The organism is Aeromicrobium sp. P5_D10 (genome assembly GCF_054049535.1).
Genome location: NZ_JBFUME010000001.1, coordinates 155,329 through 178,608, shown reverse-complemented (window position 1 = coordinate 178,608; position 23,280 = coordinate 155,329). Strand labels below are relative to the sequence as shown.

At 64.8% G+C, this 23,280-nt stretch carries 24 protein-coding genes, 1 pseudogene and 1 riboswitch; of the genes and pseudogenes, 15 read left to right on the top strand and 10 right to left on the bottom strand.

Annotation, left to right across the window (positions count from 1 at the left end; translation table 11 throughout):
* Position 1: 1 nt before the first annotated feature.
* On the top strand, positions 2-397 hold the full coding sequence (locus ACXJKC_RS00935; RefSeq protein WP_456694784.1) for an SRPBCC family protein: 396 nt from the start codon (positions 2-4) through the stop codon (positions 395-397).
* A 26-nt stretch (positions 398-423) separates the two neighbouring features.
* Positions 424-1,716 (top strand): M20/M25/M40 family metallo-hydrolase, encoded by a 1,293-nt coding sequence (locus tag ACXJKC_RS00930; RefSeq protein ID WP_456694783.1) that lies wholly within the window; start codon positions 424-426, stop codon positions 1,714-1,716.
* Positions 1,717-1,819: 103 nt separating this feature from the next.
* Here ACXJKC_RS00930 and ACXJKC_RS00925 read toward each other — a convergent pair whose 3' ends face one another.
* Both ACXJKC_RS00925 and ACXJKC_RS00920 read right to left on the bottom strand, forming a co-directional pair.
* Positions 1,820-2,005 carry a DUF5703 family protein gene (locus ACXJKC_RS00925; RefSeq protein WP_396046908.1) on the bottom strand — a complete coding sequence of 62 codons (186 nt, stop codon included), beginning with the start codon at positions 2,003-2,005 and terminating at the stop codon, positions 1,820-1,822.
* Between the two features lie 11 nt (positions 2,006-2,016).
* Positions 2,017-2,970: an aldo/keto reductase gene (locus ACXJKC_RS00920; protein ID WP_456694782.1), complete on the bottom strand. Its 954-nt coding sequence runs from the start codon at positions 2,968-2,970 to the stop codon at positions 2,017-2,019.
* Between the two features lie 48 nt (positions 2,971-3,018).
* Between ACXJKC_RS00920 and ACXJKC_RS00915 the strand changes: the two genes are divergently transcribed.
* Positions 3,019-3,855 (top strand): undecaprenyl-diphosphate phosphatase, encoded by an 837-nt coding sequence (locus ACXJKC_RS00915; RefSeq protein ID WP_456694781.1) that lies wholly within the window; start codon positions 3,019-3,021, stop codon positions 3,853-3,855.
* Between the two features lie 3 nt (positions 3,856-3,858).
* On the opposite strand, the gene corA is transcribed toward ACXJKC_RS00915, so the two are convergent.
* Positions 3,859-4,818 (bottom strand): magnesium/cobalt transporter CorA, encoded by a 960-nt coding sequence (gene corA, locus ACXJKC_RS00910; RefSeq protein WP_456694780.1) that lies wholly within the window; start codon positions 4,816-4,818, stop codon positions 3,859-3,861.
* A gap of 74 nt (positions 4,819-4,892) precedes the next feature.
* On the opposite strand from corA, the gene mshC reads away from it, so the two are divergent.
* Positions 4,893-6,119, top strand: coding sequence for a cysteine--1-D-myo-inosityl 2-amino-2-deoxy-alpha-D-glucopyranoside ligase (mshC, locus tag ACXJKC_RS00905; protein ID WP_456694779.1), 1,227 nt, complete (start codon positions 4,893-4,895; stop codon positions 6,117-6,119).
* A gap of 1 nt (position 6,120) precedes the next feature.
* Here mshC and ACXJKC_RS00900 read toward each other — a convergent pair whose 3' ends face one another.
* The 3 genes from ACXJKC_RS00900 to metH form a co-directional block, all read right to left on the bottom strand.
* Positions 6,121-6,498: a hypothetical protein gene (locus ACXJKC_RS00900; protein ID WP_456694778.1), complete on the bottom strand. Its 378-nt coding sequence runs from the start codon at positions 6,496-6,498 to the stop codon at positions 6,121-6,123.
* Between the two features lie 7 nt (positions 6,499-6,505).
* Positions 6,506-7,357 carry a PAC2 family protein gene (locus tag ACXJKC_RS00895; RefSeq protein ID WP_456694777.1) on the bottom strand — a complete coding sequence of 284 codons (852 nt, stop codon included), beginning with the start codon at positions 7,355-7,357 and terminating at the stop codon, positions 6,506-6,508.
* 125 nt (positions 7,358-7,482) lie between these two features.
* Positions 7,483-11,283, bottom strand: a complete 3,801-nt coding sequence (gene metH / locus ACXJKC_RS00890) for a methionine synthase (RefSeq protein WP_456694776.1) — start codon at positions 11,281-11,283, stop codon at positions 7,483-7,485.
* Between the two features lie 152 nt (positions 11,284-11,435).
* On the opposite strand from metH, the gene ACXJKC_RS00885 reads away from it, so the two are divergent.
* The gene (locus ACXJKC_RS00885) at positions 11,436-12,077 is read left to right on the top strand and encodes an HAD family hydrolase (protein WP_456694775.1); all 642 of its coding nucleotides are present in this window, start codon (positions 11,436-11,438) and stop codon (positions 12,075-12,077) included.
* A 9-nt stretch (positions 12,078-12,086) separates the two neighbouring features.
* Here the strand turns inward: ACXJKC_RS00885 and ACXJKC_RS00880 are convergent, their stop codons facing one another.
* Positions 12,087-12,923: a RecB family exonuclease gene (locus ACXJKC_RS00880; protein ID WP_456694774.1), complete on the bottom strand. Its 837-nt coding sequence runs from the start codon at positions 12,921-12,923 to the stop codon at positions 12,087-12,089.
* A gap of 66 nt (positions 12,924-12,989) precedes the next feature.
* Between ACXJKC_RS00880 and ACXJKC_RS00875 the strand changes: the two genes are divergently transcribed.
* The 4 genes from ACXJKC_RS00875 (at position 12,990) to ACXJKC_RS00860 (ending at position 17,172) form a co-directional block, all read left to right on the top strand.
* On the top strand, positions 12,990-13,925 hold the full coding sequence (locus ACXJKC_RS00875) for a site-2 protease family protein (protein WP_456694773.1): 936 nt from the start codon (positions 12,990-12,992) through the stop codon (positions 13,923-13,925).
* Positions 13,922-14,812: a tRNA (adenine-N1)-methyltransferase gene (locus tag ACXJKC_RS00870; RefSeq protein ID WP_456694772.1), complete on the top strand. Its 891-nt coding sequence runs from the start codon at positions 13,922-13,924 to the stop codon at positions 14,810-14,812. The genes ACXJKC_RS00875 and ACXJKC_RS00870 overlap by 4 nt, the downstream gene beginning before the upstream one ends.
* Positions 14,813-14,931: 119 nt before the next feature.
* Positions 14,932-16,656: a proteasome ATPase gene (gene arc / locus ACXJKC_RS00865; protein WP_456694771.1), complete on the top strand. Its 1,725-nt coding sequence runs from the start codon at positions 14,932-14,934 to the stop codon at positions 16,654-16,656.
* A gap of 3 nt (positions 16,657-16,659) precedes the next feature.
* On the top strand, positions 16,660-17,172 hold the full coding sequence (locus tag ACXJKC_RS00860) for a GNAT family N-acetyltransferase (RefSeq protein ID WP_456694770.1): 513 nt from the start codon (positions 16,660-16,662) through the stop codon (positions 17,170-17,172).
* A gap of 19 nt (positions 17,173-17,191) precedes the next feature.
* Here ACXJKC_RS00860 and ACXJKC_RS00855 read toward each other — a convergent pair.
* Positions 17,192-18,022 (bottom strand): annotated as a pseudogene (locus ACXJKC_RS00855) (DMT family transporter); the annotation flags it as partial.
* Between the two features lie 58 nt (positions 18,023-18,080).
* Here ACXJKC_RS00855 and ACXJKC_RS00850 point away from each other — a divergent pair.
* Entirely contained in the window at positions 18,081-18,701 is a 621-nt protein-coding gene (locus ACXJKC_RS00850) for a TetR/AcrR family transcriptional regulator (RefSeq protein WP_456694769.1), read from the top strand.
* Positions 18,702-18,705: 4 nt separating this feature from the next.
* Entirely contained in the window at positions 18,706-20,208 is a 1,503-nt protein-coding gene (dop, locus tag ACXJKC_RS00845) for a depupylase/deamidase Dop (protein ID WP_456694768.1), read from the top strand.
* A gap of 45 nt (positions 20,209-20,253) precedes the next feature.
* Here dop and ACXJKC_RS00840 read toward each other — a convergent pair whose 3' ends face one another.
* Positions 20,254-20,682, bottom strand: coding sequence for a universal stress protein (locus ACXJKC_RS00840; RefSeq protein WP_456694767.1), 429 nt, complete (start codon positions 20,680-20,682; stop codon positions 20,254-20,256).
* 167 nt (positions 20,683-20,849) lie between these two features.
* On the opposite strand from ACXJKC_RS00840, the gene ACXJKC_RS00835 reads away from it, so the two are divergent.
* The 4 genes from ACXJKC_RS00835 to ACXJKC_RS00820 are packed head-to-tail and all read left to right on the top strand — an operon-like array spanning position 20,850 to position 22,885.
* Complete coding sequence (locus tag ACXJKC_RS00835; protein WP_456694766.1) at positions 20,850-21,044, top strand: ubiquitin-like protein Pup; 195 nt, start codon at positions 20,850-20,852, stop codon at positions 21,042-21,044.
* Positions 21,044-21,865 carry a proteasome subunit beta gene (gene prcB, locus ACXJKC_RS00830; protein WP_456694942.1) on the top strand — a complete coding sequence of 274 codons (822 nt, stop codon included), beginning with the start codon at positions 21,044-21,046 and terminating at the stop codon, positions 21,863-21,865. The genes ACXJKC_RS00835 and prcB overlap by 1 nt, the downstream gene beginning before the upstream one ends.
* Positions 21,866-21,907: 42 nt before the next feature.
* Complete coding sequence (gene prcA, locus ACXJKC_RS00825) at positions 21,908-22,603, top strand: proteasome subunit alpha (protein ID WP_456694765.1); 696 nt, start codon at positions 21,908-21,910, stop codon at positions 22,601-22,603.
* Positions 22,604-22,606: 3 nt separating this feature from the next.
* Positions 22,607-22,885: a DUF6191 domain-containing protein gene (locus ACXJKC_RS00820; RefSeq protein ID WP_456694764.1), complete on the top strand. Its 279-nt coding sequence runs from the start codon at positions 22,607-22,609 to the stop codon at positions 22,883-22,885.
* Between the two features lie 2 nt (positions 22,886-22,887).
* Here ACXJKC_RS00820 and ACXJKC_RS00815 read toward each other — a convergent pair whose 3' ends face one another.
* Positions 22,888-23,202, bottom strand: coding sequence for a DMT family transporter (locus ACXJKC_RS00815; protein WP_456694763.1), 315 nt, complete (start codon positions 23,200-23,202; stop codon positions 22,888-22,890).
* Positions 23,203-23,213: 11 nt separating this feature from the next.
* A riboswitch (guanidine-III (ykkC-III) riboswitch) is annotated at positions 23,214-23,277 on the bottom strand.
* Positions 23,278-23,280 lie beyond the last annotated feature (3 nt).

Sequence of the window (23,280 nt, the reverse complement as noted above, 5' to 3'; positions counted from 1 at the left end):
CGTGGCCCTGATCGAGATCGTGCGCGAGGTACACCTCAGCCCCGAAGAGGCCTGGTCCCGACTGACGGACTGGGAACGCCACGGCGACTTCGTCCCGTTGACCCGGATCAGCCTCACGACGCGCGGTTTCGACGCGTTCACCGGAATCGGGCGAGCGGGATTTCACGATCCCATGGACGTCGTGCAGTGGGATGAGCCCGCGTTCTGCCGCCTGGAGAAACGCGGGCGGGTGGTGAGCGGATGGGCCGAATTGAGTGTCGATCCGATAGGCGGCAGGAGCCGGGTGACCTGGCGCGAGGACATTCGCGTGAGGGGGGTGCCGCGGCTGTTCGACGGGCTGACTCGTGCGAGCAGCCGGGCGCTGTTTTCCCGGGTCATCGACGGCCTTCTGGCCTGATCGAGCCGCCGACGTACGATCGCGGTATGGCCTACACCCCGGAGGGCGAGACCCTCGACATCTGCCGTGAGCTGATCCGGATCGACACCAGCAACTTCGGCGACGATTCGGGACCGGGGGAGCGCAAAGCGGCCGAATACGTCGCCGGACTGCTCGCCGAGGTCGGCATCGACTCGCAGATCATCGAGTCGACGCCGGGTCGTGCGAGCGTCATTGCCCGATGGGGCAATCAGAACTCTCCCCGTCCTGGTCTGTTGATCCACGGACACCTCGATGTCGTCCCTGCGCAGGCTTCCGACTGGTCGGTCGATCCGTTCGCGGCCGAGGTCGTCGACGGCTATCTGTTCGGTCGCGGGGCAGTCGACATGAAGGACTTCGACGGGATGCTGCTGTCGGTCGTACGTGCTCGGCAACGAGCCGGGGTGATTCCCGACCGCCCCATCACCTTGGTGTTCACCGCTGACGAAGAGGCAGGAGGCCTACTGGGCGCGCATTGGCTTGTCGAACACCATCCTGAACTGTTCGAGGGCTGCACCGAGGCCATCGGCGAGGTCGGAGGATTCTCCACCGAAGTCGGCGGCCAGCGGCTCTACCTGATCGAATCGGGCGAGAAGGGCATCGATTGGATGCGCCTTCGCGCGCGTGGCACCGCGGGCCACGGTTCGATGGGTAACAGCGACAATGCGATCTCGCATCTCGCCGGCGGTCTGCTGGCACTCGGGCAGCATGAATGGCCGGCCGAACCCGGACCGTCGATGACGCTGCTTCTGGCCAAGGTGCGTGAACTGACGGGCACAGACGGCACCGCCGATGAGCTGTTGGCGCACTTCGGTCCGGCCGTTCGGATGATCGGCGCGGGCATCCGCAACACCACGAACGCCACGATGCTGGAGGCCGGCTACAAGCACAATGTCATTCCCGGCGAGGCGATCGCCTATGTGGATGGCCGCTTCCTGCCCGGGCACGGTGAGTCGTTCCTGCCGGCCGTGCAGGACATCGTCGGCGACCAGGTGGTCGTGGAGCGTCATATCAATGACCATGCTCTGGAGTACGCCTTCGAGGGCGACCTCGTTGATGCCATGACGGTCGCGCTGCACAGTCAAGATCCCGAAGCCCACATCGCGCCCTTCCTGATGTCGGGCGGAACCGACGCCAAGGCCTGGCACAAGCTCGGCATCACCTCATTCGGCTTCGTCCCGCTGAGACTGCCCGCAAACCTCGACTTCACCGCGCTGTTCCACGGTGTCGACGAGCGGGTCCCGGTCGACTCCCTGGAGTTCGGCTCCCGGGTCTTCGACGAATTCCTCAACCTCGCCTAACGCTCATGAGTCACTGAATTACCGCTCGCGAGTCACGCAATCCCCACCGGCGAGAACGCGAGTGACTCGCGGCCGGTAACTAGGTGACTCGCGAGCGTTGGGGTTAGAGGGTGCTGCGCATGCGGATGATCTTGCGACGCAGCGTGACAGTGCGTTGACCCGTGCCGTCTTTTCGCAGCCGGTCGAGCTCCCAGCCTTGGTACTCGGCGGCATCGGTGAGCATGCGGCACACGGCCGACCTGGATTTGGTGCGGTCGATCGTCAGATTCCAGAACTCATACTCGAACATCACTGCCCCTTTCATCGAACCGCCGCTGACACATCATCCAACGCTTGGAGGATCTCGGTGGGAAGTTCAAGATCATCGGCGGCGAGGTTCTCCTCCAACTGCGCCGTGGTGCGGGCACCGACGATCGCTGCCGAGACTTGAGGCCGTGCTAGCAGCCAGGCCAAGGCGACGTGCGCGATCGTGACGTCGAGACCTTCGGCCGCGCGCGCCAGCGCTTCGACTGCACTCGCCTTGCCTGGCGTCAGGTGCTCGCCCACGAAGCTGTCCCAGCCGGGCGTGGCGGCCCGGGAGTCGGTCGGGATCCCGGCGCGGTACTTGCCCGACAAGACGCCTCGACCCAACGGGGACCAGGCGAACACCCCCATGCCGAGATGGGCCGCGGCGGGAATGATCTCGGCTTCGGGATCGCGATTGATCAACGAGTACTCGACCTGTGTGCTGACCAACGGGATGCCCTCCGAGCGTCCGGACAACCAGGTCTGCGCGATGCCGGTCTGCCAGCCGGTGAAGTTCGAGATGCCGACGTAGCGGGTCCGTCCGGTACGGACCGCGTGCTCCAGTGCTCCCAGCGTCTCTTCGAGGGGGACTTCGAGGTCGGGGGTGTGGATCTGCCAGAGATCGAGATGATCCGTGCCGAGTTGTCGCAGCGAGACGTCGAGCTGGTCCAGCAGCGTGCGCCGGGAGCCGTCCTTGACGACTTGACCGGCACGTCTGGTGAAGCCGGCCTTGCCCGCGAGGACGATCTGGTCGCGGACACCCGACTTGGCGAGGAGGGTGCCGAGCAGTTCCTCGCAGTCCCCGTCGCCGTAGATCGGGGCGGTGTCGACCAAGGTCCCGCCGGCGTCGAGGAACACTCGGAGTTGATCCTCAGCTTCGAAGGCATCGACCGTGCTGCCCCATGTCATGGTGCCCAGCGCGAGCCTGGAAACCTCCAGTCCTGAGCGACCGACCCGGCGATACCGCATGGCAGAAGGTTAGACCGAGAGGTGGTTCAAGCCGTGTAGGCTCGCGCGGTGGACTTCCTGCAAGCCGTCGTGCTCGGCGTCATCCAAGGTCTGACCGAGTTCCTGCCGATCTCCAGCAGTGCCCATCTGGCGATATTTCCCAAGTTCTTCGGCTGGGACGATCCGGGCGCCGCGTACACCGCGGTAGTGCAGATCGGTACCGAGGTCGCGGTGGTCCTGTATTTCTGGCGCGATATCTGGACGATCGGATCCGGCTGGGTCAAAGGCGTGTTCTCGTCGGAGGCACGCCGTGCGCCTGAGTGGCGGATGGGCTGGTTCGTCATCATCGGTTCCTTGCCGATCGTGCTGTTCGGACTGGCGCTGCAGGGTCTGATCGATCGCGAGTTCCGCAATCTGTGGGTCATCGGTACGACGTTGATAGTCCTCGGCATCGTGCTCGGTATTGCCGAACGGGTAGGGCGCAAGACCAGCGGGATCGAGTCGATGACGCTGCGGCATGCCATTTTGCTCGGCCTGGCCCAGGCCGGTGCTCTCGTCCCGGGTGTGTCGCGTTCAGGCGCCACGATCAGCATGGGACTGTTCCTCGGCTACGAGCGGGCCGCAGCGACCCGCTATGCATTCTTGCTGGCCATCCCAGCGGTACTGGGCGCCGGGATCTACAAGCTCAAGGACATCCCCGGCGGCGAGAACGCCTACGGCGTCGGACCGACCATCGTGGGCACGATCGTCTCGTTCGTGGTCGGCATCGCCGTGATCCATTGGTTGCTGAAGTTCGTCAGTACCCGGTCGTATGCGCCGTTCGTGGTCTACCGCATCGGGCTGGGCGCGCTGGTCCTGATCCTGGTGGGATCGGGTGTCATCGCTGCCGGCACGACGGTCGGCTGACGTTCACAGCCAGCCGGAGCGCTTGAACCGCCAGTAGATGTATCCGCACAGCGTGCCGATCACAGCAACGCAGATCGGGTAGCCGTACGTCCAGCTGAGCTCGGGCATGTGGTCGAAGTTCATCCCGTAGATCCCGGCGATCGCCGTCGGGACGGCGAAGATCGTGGCGCCCGCAGTCAGCTTGCGCATGTCCTCGTTCTGCTGGACGCTCAACTGTGCCAAGTGGGCTTGTAGAGCGTTGTCGAGCAGATGGTCGATCGAATCGATGGTCTCTGACGCCCGCGACAGATGATCGGCGATATCGCGGAAGTACGGTCGAGCTTCCTCCGACGCCGCGGTCAACGCCAACCGGTGCAATGGCTCGCGAAGCGGCACGACTGCCCGCCGGAACTCCAGCGTTTCGCGCTTGAGGCGGTAGATGCGGCTGGAGTCGCTGGAACGCTGCGTGGAGAACACCGACGACTCGACTTCCTGCACATCGGTTTCGAGCTCCGCAGCGACAGCCTCGTAATGGTCGACGATCGAGTCGACTACGGCATAGAGCGCTGCAGTAGGCCCGTGTGACAGGGGCTCGATCAGCTTCTCGGCGGATTTACGTGCATCTCGCAAGGGGCGTCCGCCGTGGCGAACCGTCAGCAGATAGTTGGCGCCGAGGAACATGTTGACCTCGTGGGTCGTGATGTCGTCATCGCTGTAGGAGACCGTCCGGATCGAGATGAAGGTGTGATCCGCGTAGCGCTCGACCTTGGGGCGCTGATGCGCTTCGAGGGCATCCTCGACTGCCAGGGGGTGCAATCCGAGGGAGGAGCCGACCCGCTGCATCTCGTCCTCGGTCGGGTTGCCGATGCCGATCCACAAGAAGTCGTCCTGGCCCAGGTCAGCCAGCGCAGCATCGATCGAAGATGTGTCGTGGGGTGTCGTCTCACGAACTCCGTCACGATAAACCGCGCAGTCGATGATCACGTCGACATTCTCTCCCGGTGCGGAAGGCAACGGCCGTCGACAGGCCGTAACCGTCCAACAGATACGCTCAGGCCATGCGTAGTTGGTCGAGTCCCGAGGTCCCTGTTCTTGGCGATCTCGGTCTGGGTAGTGGCCCGATTGTCCAGGTGCACGACACCTCCACCACGGCCGTACGTCCGGTCGACCCCGAGTCGCACGCCCGGCTGTACGTCTGCGGCATCACGCCGTACGACGCGACCCATATGGGCCACGCCGCGACATACCTGACATTCGATCTGCTCCAGCGGGTCTGGCGAGACCGCGGTCTCGACGTGACCTACACGCAGAATGTCACCGATGTGGATGATCCGCTGCTCGAACGTGCCCTTGCCACCGGTGTCGACTGGGTCGAGCTCGCCGAGCGCGAGACCGAGCTGTTCCGCGAGGACATGACAGCGTTGCGCATCATTGCACCGGCCCACTACATCGGCGCGGTCGAATCGATCGGACTTGTCGTGGATCTGGTCGAACGGCTCCAAGAGGCGGGGGCTGTCTACTCCGTCGACGACGATCTCTACTTCGACGTCCACGCCGACCCGGGCTTCGGGCTCGTCTCGGGCTTCGACGAAGCCGAGATGCTGCGGATCTTCCCCGAGCGTGGGGGAGACCCCGACCGTCCGGGCAAGAAGCACCCACTGGATTGTCTGCTCTGGCAAGCCGAACGGCCCAACGATCCCGCGTGGGACACCCGCCTGGGCAAGGGACGCCCGGGGTGGCACATCGAGTGCACGGCAATCGCACTGGAACATCTCGGCGAAGCATTCGACGTCCAGGGCGGCGGATCGGATCTGGTCTTCCCGCACCACGAGATGTCGGCTTCGGAAGCGACGGTCGCGACGGGTGAACCGTTCGCGCGGGCCTATGTACACGCCGGGATGGTCGGGTACGAGGGCGAGAAGATGTCCAAGTCGAAGGGCAATCTGGTTCTCGTCTCCAAATTGCGCGCGGCCGGTCACGATCCGATGGCCATCCGACTCGCCTTGCTCGCCCACCACTACCGCAGCGACTGGGAGTGGTTCGCCGACGAGATCACCATCGCCGAGACCCGTCTGGAACGTTGGCGGGCCTCGGTGGCTCGCACCGTGGCGCCATCGGGCACCGCGGTCCTCGAACAGATCCGCGCCGCACTGAGCAACGACCTGGACGCACCGGCGGCGCTGGCCGCCGTCGACGCCTGGGCAGCGGACGACACGGCCGAGGATCCGCAGGCCGGACGCACCGTGCGGTCAGCGGTCGACGCGTTGCTCGGCGTCGAACTCTGATTCAGCCTCCTGGGCCGCAGTCGTTGCTGCCGCTGTAGCACGGCTCGTAGTCGTCCGGCAGCTGGTGGACCGGGTCGTCGCGCACCCAGCGGTCACTGGGAACCACGAAGACGGCCCCCGCGATCACCGCGAGCACGACGCCGATGCCGCCCAACGCCCCAAGCACTTTGCTCGTGGCCAAGGTGCCGGCGATGGTCCCGCCGAGCATGGCCACGACGCATGCCGATGCCGTCCACACGTAGCGCGTCCCCTGAGCGGCGGAGGGATCGGCACTCTCGCCGCCCAGCACGAAGTAGACGTCGAGGAACTGCCAGAACAGGACGAGCAGCAGTACGACGCCCAGGCTCAACAGGGCAACGGCAACCGGACGCAGGCGCAAGGGCTTCCTACTCCGGATCGACGTTGCGACGTCGCAGGTAGCGTTCGAACTCACGGGCGATCGCGTCCCCGGAAGCTTCGGGGAGATCGCTGGTGTCGCGCTCATTTTCGAGTGCCTCGACATACTCGGCGATCTCCTCATCACGCGAGGCCACGTCGTCGGCCCCGCGCTGCCAGGCCTCGGTGAGTTCTGAGAGGACGCCCTGGGGAAGCGGGATACCGACCGCATCCTCGAGGGCTCCGAGGAGGGCGAGCGTCGCCTTGGGGCACGGCGGCTCGGCCAGGTAGTGGGGCACCGCCGCCCAGAGCGAGGTCGCAGCGATCTCCTCGCCAGCGGCGAGCTCGGCCAGTACTGACGTGATGCCGATCGGCCCGGTGTAGCGCGAGGGCAGCAGCGCCATCCGCTCCATCAGCATCGGATCGGTCGTCGATCCGGTCACCGGGACAGGTCGAGTGTGCGGCGAATCGGCCAGAAGCGCACCGAGAGTCACGATCTCGGTGACCCCGGCCAGTTTGGCGATGCCGATCACCGTGGAACAGAACGTCTTCCAGCGCAAATGCGGCTCGGGAGCCCGCAAGATTAGCACATCGCGTTCGCTGTGCTTGGGACGTGCGTGATAGATCGCAGGCGTCGGCCACAAGATGATCCGCTCGCCGGCCTCAGTGGACACGATCTGCGGCCGATGCTCCTGGAAGTCGTAGAACTCCTCGGGATCGAGCTCGACCAGCAGTTCGGCATCCCACTCTTCGATCAGGTGGTCGACCGTGCCCGACGCCGCGTCGGCGGCGTCGTTCCAGCCCTCGAACGCGGCCACCATCCACGGATCACGCAATTGCGGAATGTCAGGAGTGGAACTCACCCCATCAGCCTAGCCCCGCCCGGCTCCTATCGGACCCAGGCGTGCGCGAGCGAAGCGAGCGGAAGCGGCCCGATGCGAGCGCCAGCGAGCAGCGGAGTTGAGGGCGACGGAGGAGCCCGCCCGCTTTACTCGTTTTCGGTTCTGTACCCCAGATTCGGTGACAGCCACTTCTCGGCCTCGTCGAGCGTCCAGCCCTTGCGCTCGGCGTAGTCCTCGACCTGGTCGCGGCCGATGCGTCCGAGGACGAAGTACGACGACTCCGGGTGTGAGAAGTACAGACCGCTGACCGAGGCACCCGGCCACATGGCCATGCTGTCGGTGAGCTCGATTCCGGTATTGGCCTCGACGTCGAGCAGTTCCCAGATCGTCTGCTTCTCGGTGTGCTCGGGGCAGGCCGGATAGCCGGGTGCGGGCCGGATTCCGGCGTACTTCTCCTTGATCAGCTCTTCATTGCTGAGCGTCTCGTTCGGGACGTACGCCCAGAACTCCTTGCGGACCCGTTCGTGCATACGCTCGGCGAAGGCTTCGGCGAACCGGTCGGCGAGGGACTCCAACAAGATGGCGTTGTAGTCGTCGAGATTCTTCTTGAAGTCCAAGATGCGTTCGGTGATTCCGACGCCGGCAGTGACGGCGAAGGCGCCGACGTAGTCGCGCAGACCCGATTCCTTGGGTGCCACGAAGTCGGCTAGGGATTTGCGCGACGATCCTTGCCGGCCCTCGCCCTGCTGGCGCAACTGATGCAGCGTCGTCAAGACGTTCGAGCGTGACTCGTCGGTGTACACCTCGATGTCGTCGCCGGGGATCTGACTTGCCGGGAACAGACCGAAGACGCCATTGGCGCGGATCCACTTCTCGGCGATCAGCTGGTCGAGCATGGACTGTGCGTCGTCGTACAGCTTGCGTGCTGCTTCGCCCGAGGCGGGGTTGTTGAGGATGTCGGGGAATTTGCCCTTCATCTCCCACGCATTGAAGAACGGCTGCCAGTCGATGTACGGCCGCAGCTCCTCGAGTGAGTAGTCGGTGAAGGTCTTGACGAACTGGGTCGGTTCGCCGTGACGGTGATCGCAGCCCGGTCCGCTGCACACATCGCGGGCCTGCTGGGCCAGCATGCGCGGGCGCGGCGGATGGTAATCGCTCCAGTCGATCGGCGGCGCCTGCTCGCGGGCCGCTCCGATCGTCAGCAAGGAGCGGGAGTCCTGGCGGGCTGCGTGACGTTCACGCAGCGATTCGTAGTCGGCATCGGTGTCGGCGATCAGCTTGGGTCGCTGTTCATCGGACAACAGGGCCGCGACGACCGGCACCGAACGCGATGCATCTTTGACCCAGATGACCGGCCCGTGATACTTCTTGTCGACCTTGACAGCGGTGTGCGCGCGTGAGGTCGTCGCCCCGCCGATCATCAACGGGATGTCGAAGCCTTGGCGCTCCATTTCGGCCGCGAAGTTGACCATCTCGTCGAGCGACGGTGTGATGAGTCCGGACAGGCCGATGACGTCCGCACCCTCGGCCTTGGCGGCGTCGAGGATCTTCTGCGCCGGGACCATGACGCCGAGGTCGACGACATCGTAGTTATTGCATTGCAGCACGACGCCGACGATGTTCTTGCCGATGTCGTGCACATCGCCCTTGACCGTGGCCATGACGACCTTGCCATTGCTGCGCTCGACATCGCCAGGCTGCTTCTCGGCCTCGATGAACGGGATCAGATAGGCGACGGCCTTCTTCATGACCCGTGCAGATTTGACGACCTGCGGCAGGAACATCTTGCCCTCGCCGAACAGATCGCCGACCACGTTCATGCCGTCCATCAGGGGACCCTCGATGACCTCGATGGGTCGGCCGCCGCGATCGGAGATCAGCTGGCGCAGTTCCTCGGTGTCGGATTCGGCGAACTCGTCGATGCCCTTGACCAGGGCGTGGGTGATCCGTTCGCCAACAGGCAGTGAGCGCCATTCCTCCGTTGCGACCTCTTTGACCGAACCGTCGCCGGCGAAATCGGCGGCGATGTCGAGAAGCCGCTCGGTGCTGTCGGAGCGACGGTTGAGGACGACGTCCTCGATGCGTTCGCGCAGCAGCTCGGGCACCTCGTCGTAGACCTCGAGGGCTCCGGCGTTGACGATTCCCATGTCCATACCGGCACCGATCGCGTGGTACAGGAAGACCGCGTGAATCGCCTCGCGGACCGGATTGTTGCCGCGGAACGAGAACGAGACGTTGGAGACGCCGCCCGACACGAGCGCGCCGGGAAGGTTCTGCTTGATCCAGCGGGTGGCCTCGATGAAGTCGAGCCCGTAGTTGGCGTGCTCCTCGATACCGGTCGCCACTGCGAAGACATTCGGGTCGAAGATGATGTCCTCGGCCGGAAAGCCGACCTCGTCGACCAGGATCCGGTACGCACGCTCACAGATCTGCTTGCGGCGTTCGAGGTTGTCGGCCTGACCGTCCTCGTCGAATGCCATGACGACGACGGCAGCACCGTACTTGCGACACAGCTGGGCCTCGCGGACGAACTTCTCGACTCCTTCCTTCATGGAGATCGAGTTGACGATCGCTTTGCCCTGTACGCATTTGAGACCGGCTTCGATGACCTCCCACTTGGAGGAGTCGACCATGGTCGGCACGCGGCAGATGTCGGGCTCGGTCGCGATCAGCTTCATGAAGCGTTCCATCGCGTCGACGCCGTCGATCATGCCTTCGTCCATGTTGACGTCGATGACCTGGGCGCCGTTCTCGACCTGTTGACGGGCGACACCGAGTGCGGTGGGGTAGTCGCCGGCCTTGATCAGATTGCGGAACCGCGCCGAACCCGTGATGTTGGTCCGTTCACCCACGTTGAGGAACAGCGATTCCTCTGTGACGATCAACGGTTCGAGGCCTGACAGTCGCAAGGCCGGTTTCGTGGTGGGGACGACGCGGGGTGCTTTGTCGGCGACTTCACGCGCGATGGACGCGATGTGGGCCGGCGTGGTGCCGCAGCAGCCACCGACCAGATTGACGAAGCCGGCATCGGCGAACTCCGAGACGATGGCCGCGGTCTCGTCGGGCGCTTCGTCGTACTCGCCGAAGGCGTTGGGCAACCCGGCATTGGGATAACAGCTGACGAATGTGTCCGCCACCCGCGACATCTCGGCGATGTATGGACGCATCTCCTTGGCGCCGAGCGCACAGTTCAGGCCGACCAGGAGCGGCTTGACATGACGGATCGAGTACCAGAACGCCTCCGTGACCTGGCCCGACAGAGTACGGCCCGAAGCATCCGTGATCGTGCCCGAAATGATGACGGGCCAGCGCCGTTCGCGCTGCTCGAAGAGGGTTTCGAGCGCGAAGATCGCGGCTTTGGCGTTGAGCGTGTCGAAGATCGTCTCGATCATCAGGACGTCGGAACCGCCGTCGACCAGTCCATTGGCCTGTTCGAGATACGCCTCGACCAGTTGGTCGTACGTGATGTTGCGGGCTCCTGGGTCGTTGACGTCCGGAGAGATCGACGCGGTCCGGCTCGTCGGGCCGACCGCGCCGACAACGTAGCGGGGCCTGTCGGGCGTCTGAGCGGTGACCTTGTCGCACTCCTGGCGGGCGAGCCTGGCCGATTCGAAGTTCAGCTCGTACGCGAGCTCTTCCATGCCGTAGTCGCTCAACGAGATCGAAGTCGCGTTGAAGGTGTTGGTCTCGATCAGATCGGCGCCGGCCTCGAGGTACTCGCGGTGGATGTCGGCGATGATCTTCGGCTGAGTGATCGACAGCAGATCGTTATTGCCCTGCACATCGGAGGGCCAGTCCTTGAACCGTTCGCCGCGGTAGCCGGCCTCGTCGGGCCGGTCGCGTTGGATCGCGGTGCCCATGGCGCCGTCGAGCACCAGGATGCGGTTCTTCAAGGCGGCCACGAGGTCTTCAGTGGCATCAGGGCGAAGGTTGACAGACTCAGTCACGAGCAATCCTCAGGTCCGGCTAGACAAAAGTAGGAATGCTGGGGAACTCCAGCCGGCGGCGGGCTCGCCTGGGCCTCGGGAGTTCCCGAACTAGAGGTCCACTATCTCACGGCGGGCAAGGATGTCACGACCGTGACTACTACGGTGGACATGTGATTTCTTACGCTGCCGTGTTGTGGGATCTCGACGGCACGATCGTCGATACCGAACCGCTGTGGATGGCTGCCGAGCACGAGCTCGCAGCCGCGCACGGCAAGATCTGGACGGAGGAGGACGCTTTACAGCTCGTCGGCAATTCGCTGATCGCATCGGGGGAGTACATCCGCGACCGCCTCGAACTGGACATGACGCCGCCGCAGATCGTCGACTACCTGGTCGAGCGGCTTGCAGCGTCCCTGCGCGAGCACATCGAGTGGCGGCCGGGCGCACGGGAATTGATCCAGGCTCTCGATGACGCAGGCATCCCACAGGCTCTCGTGACGATGTCGTACACCGCGATCGCCGAGCCGGTCGCGCAGTTGCTGCCGTTCGGCGCCGTGGTCACTGGCGATCAGGTCGCCCGGCCCAAGCCCTTCCCCGACCCTTACCTGCGGGCTGCAGAGCTTCTAGGAGTGGACGCGGGCAAATGCCTCGCGATCGAGGATTCCGGCACCGGCGCCACCTCGGCCAATGCCGCAGGATGCGATGTCATCGTCGTCCCGCACTTCGTCAATGTGCCAGAGGCCGAACGCCGGGTGCAGATCCCGACGCTGGCCGGACTGGCGCTGGGTGACCTCTCGGCGTTCTTCGCCTGACGTCAGTCGTCAGGCGGGCGCAGCCAGCTGCAGCAGCGGCAACTCCGGGGGAGTTCCGCCCCACTCGGGGCACAGCGACTTGTGCGCGCACCAGCCGCACAGCCCGCTCTTGCGTGGCGGAAAGTCACGCAGTTCGATGGCGCGCTCGATCGCATCCCACAGTGCCATGAGCTTCTTCTCGGCGGCCACGAGATCGTCTTCGGTGGGCTCATAGCGCAAGAACGACCCGTCGCCGAGATACATCAGCTGCAGGAGTGTCGGAATGACCCCGCGGGTGCGCCAGATGACCAGCGCGTAGAACTTCATCTGGAACAGTGCTTTGTCCTCGTAGCGAGGATCCGGCGACCGGCCGGTTTTATAGTCCACGACTCTGATCCGGCCGTCGGGCGCGATATCGACCCGGTCGATGATGCCCCCGAAGGCAACCCCCGAATCGATCTCGTACGAGACCCGTTCCTCCCGCGCGGCAGGTTCGAGATAGCGCGGGTCCTCCATCGCGAAGTAGGTGCGCAGCAGATCTACGCAGGATGCGAGCCATGCGGTCTCCTCGGCGGCCCGTTCGGCGGTGAAGAGCTCCGCGAGACGGGGCTCGGCCTCCCGTAAAGCTGCCCACTCACCCGGGAGCAGTTCGACGGCCCGGTCGAGGGTCCGCGACGGCGCGTCATCGCCGAAGAGGTCCTCGAGCACAGCATGAACCAGCGTGCCGCGCACCATCATGGGATCGGCGGGTTCGGGCAGTCTGTCGATGACCCTGAACCGGTACAGCAACGGGCAATTTTGGAAATCACCCGCGCGACTCGGTGAGAGCGACCGTCGGTAGGTCAGCGGTTCAGGGTTCTCCGTCATGGGCATCACCTTAGTTCCGGGGCCTGACACTCCGCGCCGGCGCGGAGCACCCGATAGATTGAATCCGTGAACCACTCCCATCGACCCGGCGCTTGGCGGATGGGTCGACTGTTCGGCGTCGATCTGCTGATCCGACCGTCGTTGCTGATCCTCGGCGCGATTCTGGTGGTTCTGTTCGCGGCCCGGTACGACGAGTGGACCGACGCGAATCCGTATCTGCTGGCGACGATCTTCGTGGTATCGCTCTACGTGTCGATCCTGGTTCATGAGATCGCCCACCTGCTGCTGGCACGTTCGTACGGGATGCGGGTCGAATCGGTGACATTGCACCTGCTCGGCGGCGAAACCCTGATCGCGGGTCAGAGCAGAACTCCCAGCCAGGAGTTGCTGACGTCGATCGCCGGGCCGCTGGCCTCTTTCGCGATCGCAGCCGGCGCCTTCGGCATCGCTGACGTCCTGGACGACCAGACTGCTTCCGATGTCGTGTGGTCCATCGCGGTGGTCAATCTCATCGTCGCGGTGTTCAACATGATTCCCGGTCTGCCGCTCGACGGCGGTCGGGTGTTCCGGGCGATCGTCTGGATGATCACCCGCAACGAGGAAGCCGGAATCCGAGCCGCGGGGTGGATCGGACGGCTGACCGCGGTCGCCCTTGTCGTGTGGTCGGTCGTCACATTCCGCAATGCCGAGGAGAGCACCATCAATGTGCTGGTGGCGGCCATGGTGGGAGTGATCCTGTGGCAAGGCGCCACACAGGCGTTACGCGGCGCCGGACGCTCGGCTCGCATCAATCTGCTCGTGGCCCGCGATATCGCGCTGCCCGGCCAGCCGGCACCAGAGGATGCCGTGGCACTGCCCGCCGATCTGCACGGCTCAGAGCTCCTCCGCGCGATGGCGGCGCGTCCAGCTGAAACCTATGTACTGACCGAAAAGGACGGGAGCGTGTTCGGTGTCATGACCTCGCGCGCCGTCGACGATGCCTACCGAGCGAGCCGAAATTGACGTCATTCACCCGTAGCGGACCCCTGACCGAAGGCGAATGGGTCCGTCTCACCGATCCCAAGGGCCGAAAGCACAATGTGCGGTTGGCGTCGGGCTTGGAGTTCTCGACCAAGAAGGGACAGATCAAGCACGACGACATGCTGGGTCAGCCAGAGGGGATCGTCATCTACTCCTCGATGGATGCGCCGTATCAGGTGTTCCGGCCGCTGCTGTTCGAGTACGTCGTCTCGATGCCCCGCGGCGCGGCGATCATCTACCCCAAGGACGCCGCCCAGATCGTGGCGCAGGCCGATATCTACCCGGGCGCCCGGGTCGTGGAGGCAGGTGCCGGATCGGGCAGCCTCACGTCATATCTGTTGCGGGCCATCGGGCCGACCGGAACGCTCGGCTCGTACGAGCTGCGTGAGGAATTCGCCGAGAACGTCACGAAGAACGTGCATCAGGTCGCCGGCACCGACCTGCCCGGTTGGACGTTGACGGTCGGCGATGTGCGAGAGGTCATCACCGAGACCGAGATCGACCGGTTGATCCTCGACATGGTCGATCCGTGGACGTGCATCCCGTTGGCCGTCGAACGCCTGGTGCCCGGCGGGATCGTCTGCGCCTACGTCGCCACAACGACACAGTTGTCGAGGTTCGTCGAGACGATCCGCGAGGACGGCGGCTTCACTGAGCCGCGTGCGTGGGAGACCCTCGAGCGCGACTGGCACCTCGAAGGACTCGCCGTGCGCCCCCAGCACAAGATGAACGGGCACACCGCATTTTTGGTCACGGCTCGCCGGATGGCTCCGGGGCACCACTCGATGGGCACCTCGCGGCGTCCCGCCCCCGGAGCGTACGGACCCGACTACACCGGCCCACGACCGTTCGGCCAAGACGCCGAGTAGCCGCCCGGAGCGCGACCTTGGTGCAACGTCACCCAAACGACACTCGTGGCAGAAGCTGAGATGGCATTCGCAAAGTTGTCTTGACCGGTAGGGTCGTGCGTACGAGCAGGAGGTGTCTGATGAGCGACAACGAGCCCACCGGCATGAATGGTTCCGACCAGGAGATTGCTTACTTGCGCGCGGAGGTCGAACACCTGCGCCGTCGCCTAGGTACTGAGCGGTCCACGAATGCCGCATTGACCGAGCTGGAGGCCAAGCTTTCGGCGACCAACAGCCAGAACGAACGGCTGACGTCGACTCTGCGTGAAGCCCGCGACCAGATCGTGACCTTGAAGGAAGAGGTCGACCGCCTGGCGCAGCCGCCGACCGGATTCGGCACGTTCTTGCAGCGCAATGACGACGACACCGTCGATGTCTTCACCGGCGGACGCAAGCTGCGGGTCAATGTCAGTCCGGCTGTCGACAAAGACGCCCTGCGCAAGGGGCAAGAGGTCATCCTCAACGAGGCGATGAATGTCGTCACGGCCCTGGATTTCGAGCAGACCGGTGAGGTCGTGACGCTCAAGGAGATCCTGGCCGACGGCGAACGTGCGCTCGTGCTCGGTCATACCGACGAAGAACGTGTCGTCCGGCTCGCCGAACCACTGCTGGGTCTGAAGATCCGTGCCGGCGACTCACTCCTGCTCGACGGCCGCTCCGGCTATGTCTACGAGCGGGTGCCGAAGTCCGAGGTCGAGGAGCTCGTCCTCGAAGAGGTGCCAGACATCGATTACGACTCGATCGGCGGACTGCGTCAGCAGATCGAGTCGATCCGCGATGCGGTCGAGCTGCCGTACCTGCACCCGGAGATCTTCATCGAGCACGAACTCAAGCCGCCCAAGGGGGTTCTGCTCTACGGTCCTCCCGGCTGCGGCAAGACCATGATCGCCAAGGCGGTCGCTGCGTCGCTGGCCAAGAAGGTTTCGGAGAAGACGGGGGAGGAGGGGCGCTCGTTCTTCCTCAACATCAAGGGTCCCGAGCTGCTCAACAAGTACGTCGGTGAGACAGAGCGGCACATCCGCCTGGTGTTCCAGCGTGCCCGTGAGAAGGCCAGCGAGGGTACACCGGTCATCGTGTTCTTCGACGAGATGGATTCGCTGTTCCGCACTCGGGGATCGGGCGTCTCCTCCGACGTCGAGAACACCATCGTTCCGCAGCTGTTGAGTGAGATCGACGGTGTCGAAGGGCTGGAGAACGTCCTCGTGATCGGCGCATCCAACCGCGAAGACATGATCGACCCGGCGATTCTGCGACCCGGTCGTCTCGACGTCAAAATCAAGATCGAACGCCCCGATGCCGAGTCGGCTCGCGACATCTTCAGCAAATACCTGACCGCGAGTCTGCCGCTGCACCCCGACGATCTGGAGGAGTGGGCCGGCGACCGTCAGGCGTGCGTCAACGGCATGATCCAGCGCACAGTCGAGCGGATGTACACCGAATCCGAGGACAATCAGTTCCTCGAGGTCACGTACGCCAATGGCGACAAGGAAGTCCTGTACTTCAAGGACTTCAATTCCGGTGCGATGATCCAGAACATCGTCGACCGGGCCAAGAAGATGGCGATCAAGGATCTGCTCGATCACGGCGCGCGCGGCCTGCGGATACAGCACATGCTGCAGGCATGCCTCGACGAGTTCAAGGAGAACGAGGACCTGCCCAACACGACCAATCCCGACGACTGGGCGCGGATCTCGGGCAAGAAGGGCGAGCGCATCGTGTTCATCCGGACCCTCATCTCCGGCAAGAGCGGCAATGAGCCGGGACGGTCGATCGACACGGTCGCCAACACCGGCCAATACCTGTAGGGGTTGGCTCTGACTCACGAAACGGCCGCCCGCGACGAGAGGAGCGCCGTCAGCGAGCTGAGGGTCGTCTCCTATGCCACTGACGACGCACAGCTGCTGACGGCCGAAGTCCAGGTCGAATACGGCCGTCGTTACGGCGGAGAGGGCGACATCGCCCCGATCGACGTGTATCAGTTCGACCCGCCTGGTGGGCACTTCGTGATGGTCTACGTCGACGAGGTGCCCGCCGCGATGGGCGGTTGGCGTCGCGGCGGACCCGGCGGGGATTCGGATGCCGAGATCAAGCGCATGTACGTGCGTCCCGCGTACGCCCGGCGTGGTCTGGCCAGGCAGATCCTCGCAGAACTGGAACGCACTGCCGCAGCCGTCGGCGTCACCCGGCTCGTCCTCGAGACCGGTACTGCCCAGCCCGAAGCGATCGCACTGTACTCATCTTGCGGTTACACCGAGATCCCCAGCTTCGGTTTCTACGCCGACTACGACGATTCCGTCCACCTCGGCAAGACGTTTCACTGAGGGCGGTCGTCACGCCCATGGCGCTCACGGCCAGTCCCGCCACCCCAAGTGCGGTCACGTCGTCGCCGAACATCAACGCGGCCCACAGCATCGTCGTGGGCGGGGTCAGATAGAGCCAAGTGCTCGCCCGCGTCGCACCGTGTCGCCGCGACACGTACAGGTAGGTCCCATAGCCGCCGAAGCTCGAGAGCACCACGACCCAGACGATCGCGGACCAGAATCCGATCGACGTCGGTGCGGCGGTCTCGCCCCGCAACGCCGCGAATATCCAGAAGACGACGGCTGCCGTGACGGTCTGCGCTGTCAAGGCCATCAGCACTGACTGCTGCGGACGCCATCGCTGCTGCAGGACGGTGCTGACCGACAGGCCCAGCATGCCGGCGGCGGGCAGCAGGTAGACCGGCCACGGGGCGTTGCCCACCGTCAGATCGCCGCCGACCACCAGAATCACGCCGACCAGACCGACGCCGAGGCCCACCAGCTGCACGCGGCGGACGCGCTCCGACAACGCCGCGGCGGCCAGGCCGATCACGACCAGTGGCTGCAGCGACGCGATCAGCGCCGACGTCCCAGCGGTCGCGCCGAGTGCCACGCCGCCCACTGTGAGCCCGAGGTACATCGCCTGTCCCAGCAGGCCGAGGACGACCTGCTGCTTGAGGCCGTCGCGGCTGATGCGCTCGCTGCGCCACAGGCAGAGCGCGACCAGGATCACCGACGCTACGAGATAGCGCCACGCCAGCAACGTCGAGACGGGCGCTTGCCGGGTGCCGAGCTCCGCGCCGATGAAGCCAGAGCTCCACAGCACGACGAGTGCGAGCGGAGGGACAATCGGGCCAAACGGAGATGACATGTCCCCACATAAACACACCGGTCGGTATACTCTCAGTGTACTTCCGGAAGGACTTGTCATGACGACCATCACAGAGCCGCGGATGACACCCACAGCCGTCCGCATCCTCGACACCGCCGAGGTGTTGTTCTACGAGCACGGCCTCCGGGCGATCGGCGTCGAGCGAATCGCCGACGAGGCAGAGACGACCAAGAAGACGATCTACGACCGGTTCGGGTCCAAGGACGGCCTGATCACGGCATACCTGCGGCAGCGATGCGCTCGCTGGCAGGCCTTCGTCGCTGCCTTCATCGACGAACACCAGCCCCAGCCGGGGGAGGCTCGCGTGCTGGCGGTGCTTGACGCGCTCGACACCTGGATGACCGGCAGCTCGCGAGGATGTGGGTTCGTCAATGCGTACGCCGAGCTCGCGGGCACCGGCCATGCGGCCCTGCGGATCATCGAGGATGAGAAGCGGTGGACGCGCGACCACTACGTCCGGCTGTTGACCGAGATCGGCATCCCGGACGCCGAACGTCGCGGCCGCGAGGTGGCCATGGTGCACGAGGGCGCCATCGTGCAGCTGACCGCGGGTGGCCAGCCGGACGCTATGGATGACGCCCGGGCCCTCGCTCGCCGACTCATTGCCGATGCCGTCGCTGCACGCGACGCCACCGTGACCGCGATCACCGTAGGCTGATCGCATGACAGTTCGCCGCGTGCAGGGCAGTGAGGTCGAGTACGGCATCGCCGTGCAAGGACAGCCACATGCCAATCCGATGGTTGCCTCGACCCATGTCGTCAACTCCTATGCTGCGGCGCACGATCTGACTCGGCGCGCCCGGTGGGATTTCGAGGAGGAGAGCCCTCTGCGGGACGCCCGCGGATTCGATCTCAGCCGCGAGGCAGCCGATCCCTCGCAGCTGACCGACGAGGACATGGGTCTGGCCAACATCATCTTGACCAATGGCGCCCGGCTCTACGTCGACCATGCCCACCCCGAGTACTCCAGCCCGGAGGTCACCAATCCGCTGGACGTCGTGTTGTGGGAGAAGGCCGGCGAGAACGTCATGCGGCTGGGAGCAGAACTGGCCGGACAGTTGCCCAACACGCCGCCGATCGTGCTCTACAAGAACAACATCGACAACAAGGGCGCCTCGTACGGCTCGCACGAGAACTACCTGATGCGGCGAGACGTCCCATTCGACCAGATCGTGCAACACCTGACGCCGTTCTTCGTGTCGCGCCAGATCTTCACCGGCGCCGGGCGGGTCGGCCAGCGCCAGGACGGCAGCGTGCACGCATTCCAGATCAGTCAGCGCGCCGACTACTTCGAGGTCGGGGTGGGACTGGAGACGACGCTCAAACGTCCCATCATCAACACGCGCGACGAGCCGCACGCCGATCCCCGCAAGTACCGCCGCCTCCACGTCATCATCGGCGATGCGAACTGCTCGGAGATCGCGATCTACCTCAAGCACGGGACGACGTCGTTGGTGCTCGCAATGATCGAGGCCGGCTTCATCACCGAGAATCTGGCCCTCGCAGCCCCGGTCCAGGCCGTGCACGACATTTCCCACGATCCGACGCTGACCCACAAAGTCGAGTTGGACAGCGGTCGCACCGTCACGGCGCTCGAATTGCAGGGGGAGTATCTCCAACTCGCGAAGGCCTTTGTCGCCCGTGAGGGTTCCGACGAGCAGACCGATGACATCCTGCGGCGGTGGGAGAGCGTCCTCGTCCGGTTGGCCCGCGATCCCATGGAGTGCGTCCGTGAGCTCGACTGGGTCGCCAAACTGGCGCTGCTCGAGCGCTATCGTGAGCGTGACCAGCTCGACTGGGACCACGCCAAGCTCCACTTGGTCGACGTCCAGTACCACGACATCCGTCTGCACAAGGGGCTCTACCACCAGCTCGTACGGACCGGCCGGATCGATCGGCTGCTCACCGAGGAGCAGATCGCGGCGGCCGTCACCGAACCGCCACACGACACGCGGGCGTTCTTCCGCGGACGCTGTCTGGCCAAGTTCAGCAAGGACATCGCCGCAGCCTCATGGGATTCGGTGATCTTCGATCTGCCCGGCCACGACTCCCTGCAGCGGATCCCGACGATGGAACCGCTTCGCGGCACGGCCGAGCATGTCGGCTCCCTGTTCGAGAACAGCGAGACGGCAGCCGAGCTGTTCAGCGCGATCACCGGACGCTGAGGCTGAGCCGCCACTTCATCGGCGACTCAGCCGGGTCCGTTCAGCTCAGTTGGTGTGAGCCACGTAGACGTCACACGGCGCTTGCGTGACGACATCGCGCGCGATGCTGCCCAGCACTCGTGAGATGCCCTGTACCCGCTTGTTGCCGACCACGATCAGGTCGATGTCGAGCTGTTCGGCCAGCTCCACGAGCGCGCCGGCCGGCTTGCCCTCTCTGGCGTGCGGGGTGGCCCGAAGGGCCGGGAACTGCTTCCTCAGGGGACGCAGCACGTCTTCGGCCACCGTCAGACCGCCTTGTTCGGTGCTGATGATGAACTCGTCTCCACCGAGGTTGATGTGTTCGACCTCGAACTTGCCGTACGCGGTCATGACATGCAGTTCAACCTTGAGCGTGTCGGCGAGTTCGGCCGCGGTGACCGCTGCGCGTGCGGCAGTCTCGCTGTCGTCGACACCTACGAGAATCTTGTTGATCATGAAGGCTCCTGGGAGTAGTGGCGCAAGCTGCGGTGTCCTGCGCAGCTGAATCTACCCGTTCGAACGACGTCTGCCGGGGTAGGCGGCGACGGGGCGCGAATCCAGTGGTTCACATCTCAACGGCTGAGTCACCCCACTCGGTCGGTGTCGGGGGATAGGGTTGAGTCATGTCAGAGCAGCAGCACAAGAACACGCGCAAGCCCGCCGAGGCCGAAGAGCAGGTCGATGCGACCGAGGTCGACACCGAGGCCAAGGCCAAGCTGGACGACGACGTCGACTCGATCCTCGACGAGATCGACGATGTCCTCGAGGAGAATGCCGAGGAGTTCGTCCGCAGCTTCGTGCAGAAGGGCGGACAGTGATGCTGCCTGAGGGCACTCGACTGACCGGCACATCGTCGTTCGCGGACTATCTCGCCTCGGCGGCTCCGGAGCTCATGCCCGGCGCGGCCTCGCGGACCGCGGGCGCGCACGGCGATCTGGCTCCGCATGCCACCACGATCGTGGCTGCCACGTTCGACGGTGGCGTCGTGATGGCCGGCGACCGCCGGGCCACGATGGGCAATGTCATCGCACAACGCGATATCGAGAAGGTCTTCCCGGCCGACGAGTACTCCTGCATCGGCATAGCGGGCAGCGCCGGTCTGGCAATCGAGATGGTGCGGCTGTTCCAGGTCGAGCTGGAACACTACGAGAAGATCGAGGGCACGGTCCTTTCGGCGGACGGCAAGGCCAATCGGCTGGCGGCACTGATCCGCGGAAACCTCGGGCTCGCGATGCAGGGCCTGGCCGTCGTCCCGCTGTTCGCCGGTTTCGACTTCGAGACGCGGCAGGGCCGCATCTTCTCGTACGACGTCACGGGTGGTCGTTACGAGGAGCACAGCGGCTTCCACACCGTCGGCTCGGGCTCTGTCTTCGCACGCGGCTCGCTGAAGAAGCTCTACAGTCGAGGCCTGACCGAAGGCGATTGCGTCACCGCCGCGATCCAAGCGCTGTACGACGCCGCGGACGATGATTCGGCCACCGGCGGACCAGATCTGACCCGGCGGATCTTCCCGGTCGTGTCGGTGGTGACGGCCGACGGTTATCGCCGACTCGCGACCGACGAGGTCGGCGCCATCGCCGACGATGTCATCGGTGGGCGCCTGGTGCGTCCAGACGGCCCGCCGGCACCCCTGAACTGAACGACGTAGACACATCTTGATGTCAAGGCACGAGGAGCTTTTATGACCCAGCAGTTCTACGTCTCGCCTGAACAGCTCATGAAGGATCGGGCCGATTTCGCCCGCAAGGGAATCAGCCGCGGTCGCAGCGTCACGGTCGTGCAGTATGCCGACGGCATCGTGTTCGTCGCAGAGAATCCCTCTCAGGCGCTGCACAAGATCAGTGAGATCTACGACCGGATCGGATTCGCCGCGGTCGGGCGCTACAACGAGTTCGAGAACCTGCGCATCGCCGGCGTCCGGCTCGCAGACATGCGTGGCTATGCGTATGACCGGCGTGATGTGACGGCGCGCGGCCTGGCCAATGCCTATGCGCAGACCCTCGGCACGATCTTCTCCGCAGGCGGCGAGAAGCCGTATGAGGTCGAGATCTTCGTCGGCGAGCTCGGTGACGATGCTGCGCACGATCAGGTCTACCGGCTGACCTACGACGGTTCGGTGGCAGATGTCCAGGGCTTCGGCGTGATGGGTGGGCAGAACGAGAAGGTCGAGGCCTATCTGTCCGAGCATTACACCGCGGGCCTCGACTTGGAAAGTGCGATCAAACTCGCCGTGACCGCGTTGGGGCAGGACACCGACCCGGTACGCACGGTCGAAGCGTCCGCGCTGGAAGTCGCGACGCTGTCTCGCATGCGCCCGCAGCCTCGTAAGTTCAAGCGGCTCAGCGATGCCGATGTCGTGGCGGCGCTCGGCGGCTAGTCCATGAGCTTTTCGATTCTGGTCGCAGCGACCCTTCCGGGTCTGGTGATCCTGTTGATCATCCTGGCCGCTGTCGAACGCGTGGTGCGCCGCCGCAAAGGCCACAGCAGCCTGAGCGCGGCAGGACTCGACGTCTTCTCCGCGGCCATGCTCCCAGGGCGCGCGATCGAATTGGAGCACCGGGCCGAGGCGAAAGAGCGTCGCCTCGGCCCCTCCGACGGTGCGCCGCCGCACGGAGTCGATCTCGCCGGCGGCACCGCTCGGGTTCGGCGGGAGAAGTGAGATCAGTGCGTGAGCTTCAGACCCACGACACAGCCCACGAGTCCGACAAGTAGCAGCACTTTGAGCACGCTGGCTTGCTCATCGCCCGACGCCATGCCGTAGGCGACAGTCAATGAGGCGCCGATCGCTACCCACACGGCATAGGCGGTGCCAGTCGGGAGCGTGCGCATCGCATAGGCGAGTCCGCCCATGCTGAGGGTGACCGCGACGAAGAAGACGATCGACGGATTGAGCCGGGAGAAGCCCTCGGTCTTGCCGAGCGCGACGGCCCAGACCGATTCGAGTACACCGGAGACAACAAGCACTAGCCATGCCATGAGAATTCCTTCATGGCCGTCTTGTCGCTTGCCGGGTACGGCTCCCTCGTCCGGTAGGCCTGGTGGGGCCCAACAGGA

Bases quoted from the DNA above. Each gene is read 5' to 3' on its own strand.
- ACXJKC_RS00930 (WP_456694783.1), top strand. From the start codon at position 424: ATGGCCTACACCCCGGAGGGCGAGACCCTCGACATCTGCCGTGAGCTG.
- ACXJKC_RS00925 (WP_396046908.1), bottom strand. From the start codon at position 2,005: ATGTTCGAGTATGAGTTCTGGAATCTGACGATCGACCGCACCAAATCC.
- ACXJKC_RS00920 (WP_456694782.1), bottom strand. From the start codon at position 2,970: ATGCGGTATCGCCGGGTCGGTCGCTCAGGACTGGAGGTTTCCAGGCTC.
- mshC (WP_456694779.1), top strand. From the start codon at position 4,893: ATGCGTAGTTGGTCGAGTCCCGAGGTCCCTGTTCTTGGCGATCTCGGT.
- ACXJKC_RS00880 (WP_456694774.1), bottom strand. From the start codon at position 12,923: ATGACGGAGAACCCTGAACCGCTGACCTACCGACGGTCGCTCTCACCG.
- arc (WP_456694771.1), top strand. From the start codon at position 14,932: ATGAGCGACAACGAGCCCACCGGCATGAATGGTTCCGACCAGGAGATT.
- ACXJKC_RS00850 (WP_456694769.1), top strand. From the start codon at position 18,081: ATGACGACCATCACAGAGCCGCGGATGACACCCACAGCCGTCCGCATC.
- dop (WP_456694768.1), top strand. From the start codon at position 18,706: ATGACAGTTCGCCGCGTGCAGGGCAGTGAGGTCGAGTACGGCATCGCC.
- ACXJKC_RS00840 (WP_456694767.1), bottom strand. From the start codon at position 20,682: ATGATCAACAAGATTCTCGTAGGTGTCGACGACAGCGAGACTGCCGCA.
- ACXJKC_RS00835 (WP_456694766.1), top strand. From the start codon at position 20,850: ATGTCAGAGCAGCAGCACAAGAACACGCGCAAGCCCGCCGAGGCCGAA.
- prcB (WP_456694942.1), top strand. From the start codon at position 21,044: ATGCTGCCTGAGGGCACTCGACTGACCGGCACATCGTCGTTCGCGGAC.
- prcA (WP_456694765.1), top strand. From the start codon at position 21,908: ATGACCCAGCAGTTCTACGTCTCGCCTGAACAGCTCATGAAGGATCGG.
- ACXJKC_RS00820 (WP_456694764.1), top strand. From the start codon at position 22,607: ATGAGCTTTTCGATTCTGGTCGCAGCGACCCTTCCGGGTCTGGTGATC.
- ACXJKC_RS00815 (WP_456694763.1), bottom strand. From the start codon at position 23,202: ATGGCATGGCTAGTGCTTGTTGTCTCCGGTGTACTCGAATCGGTCTGG.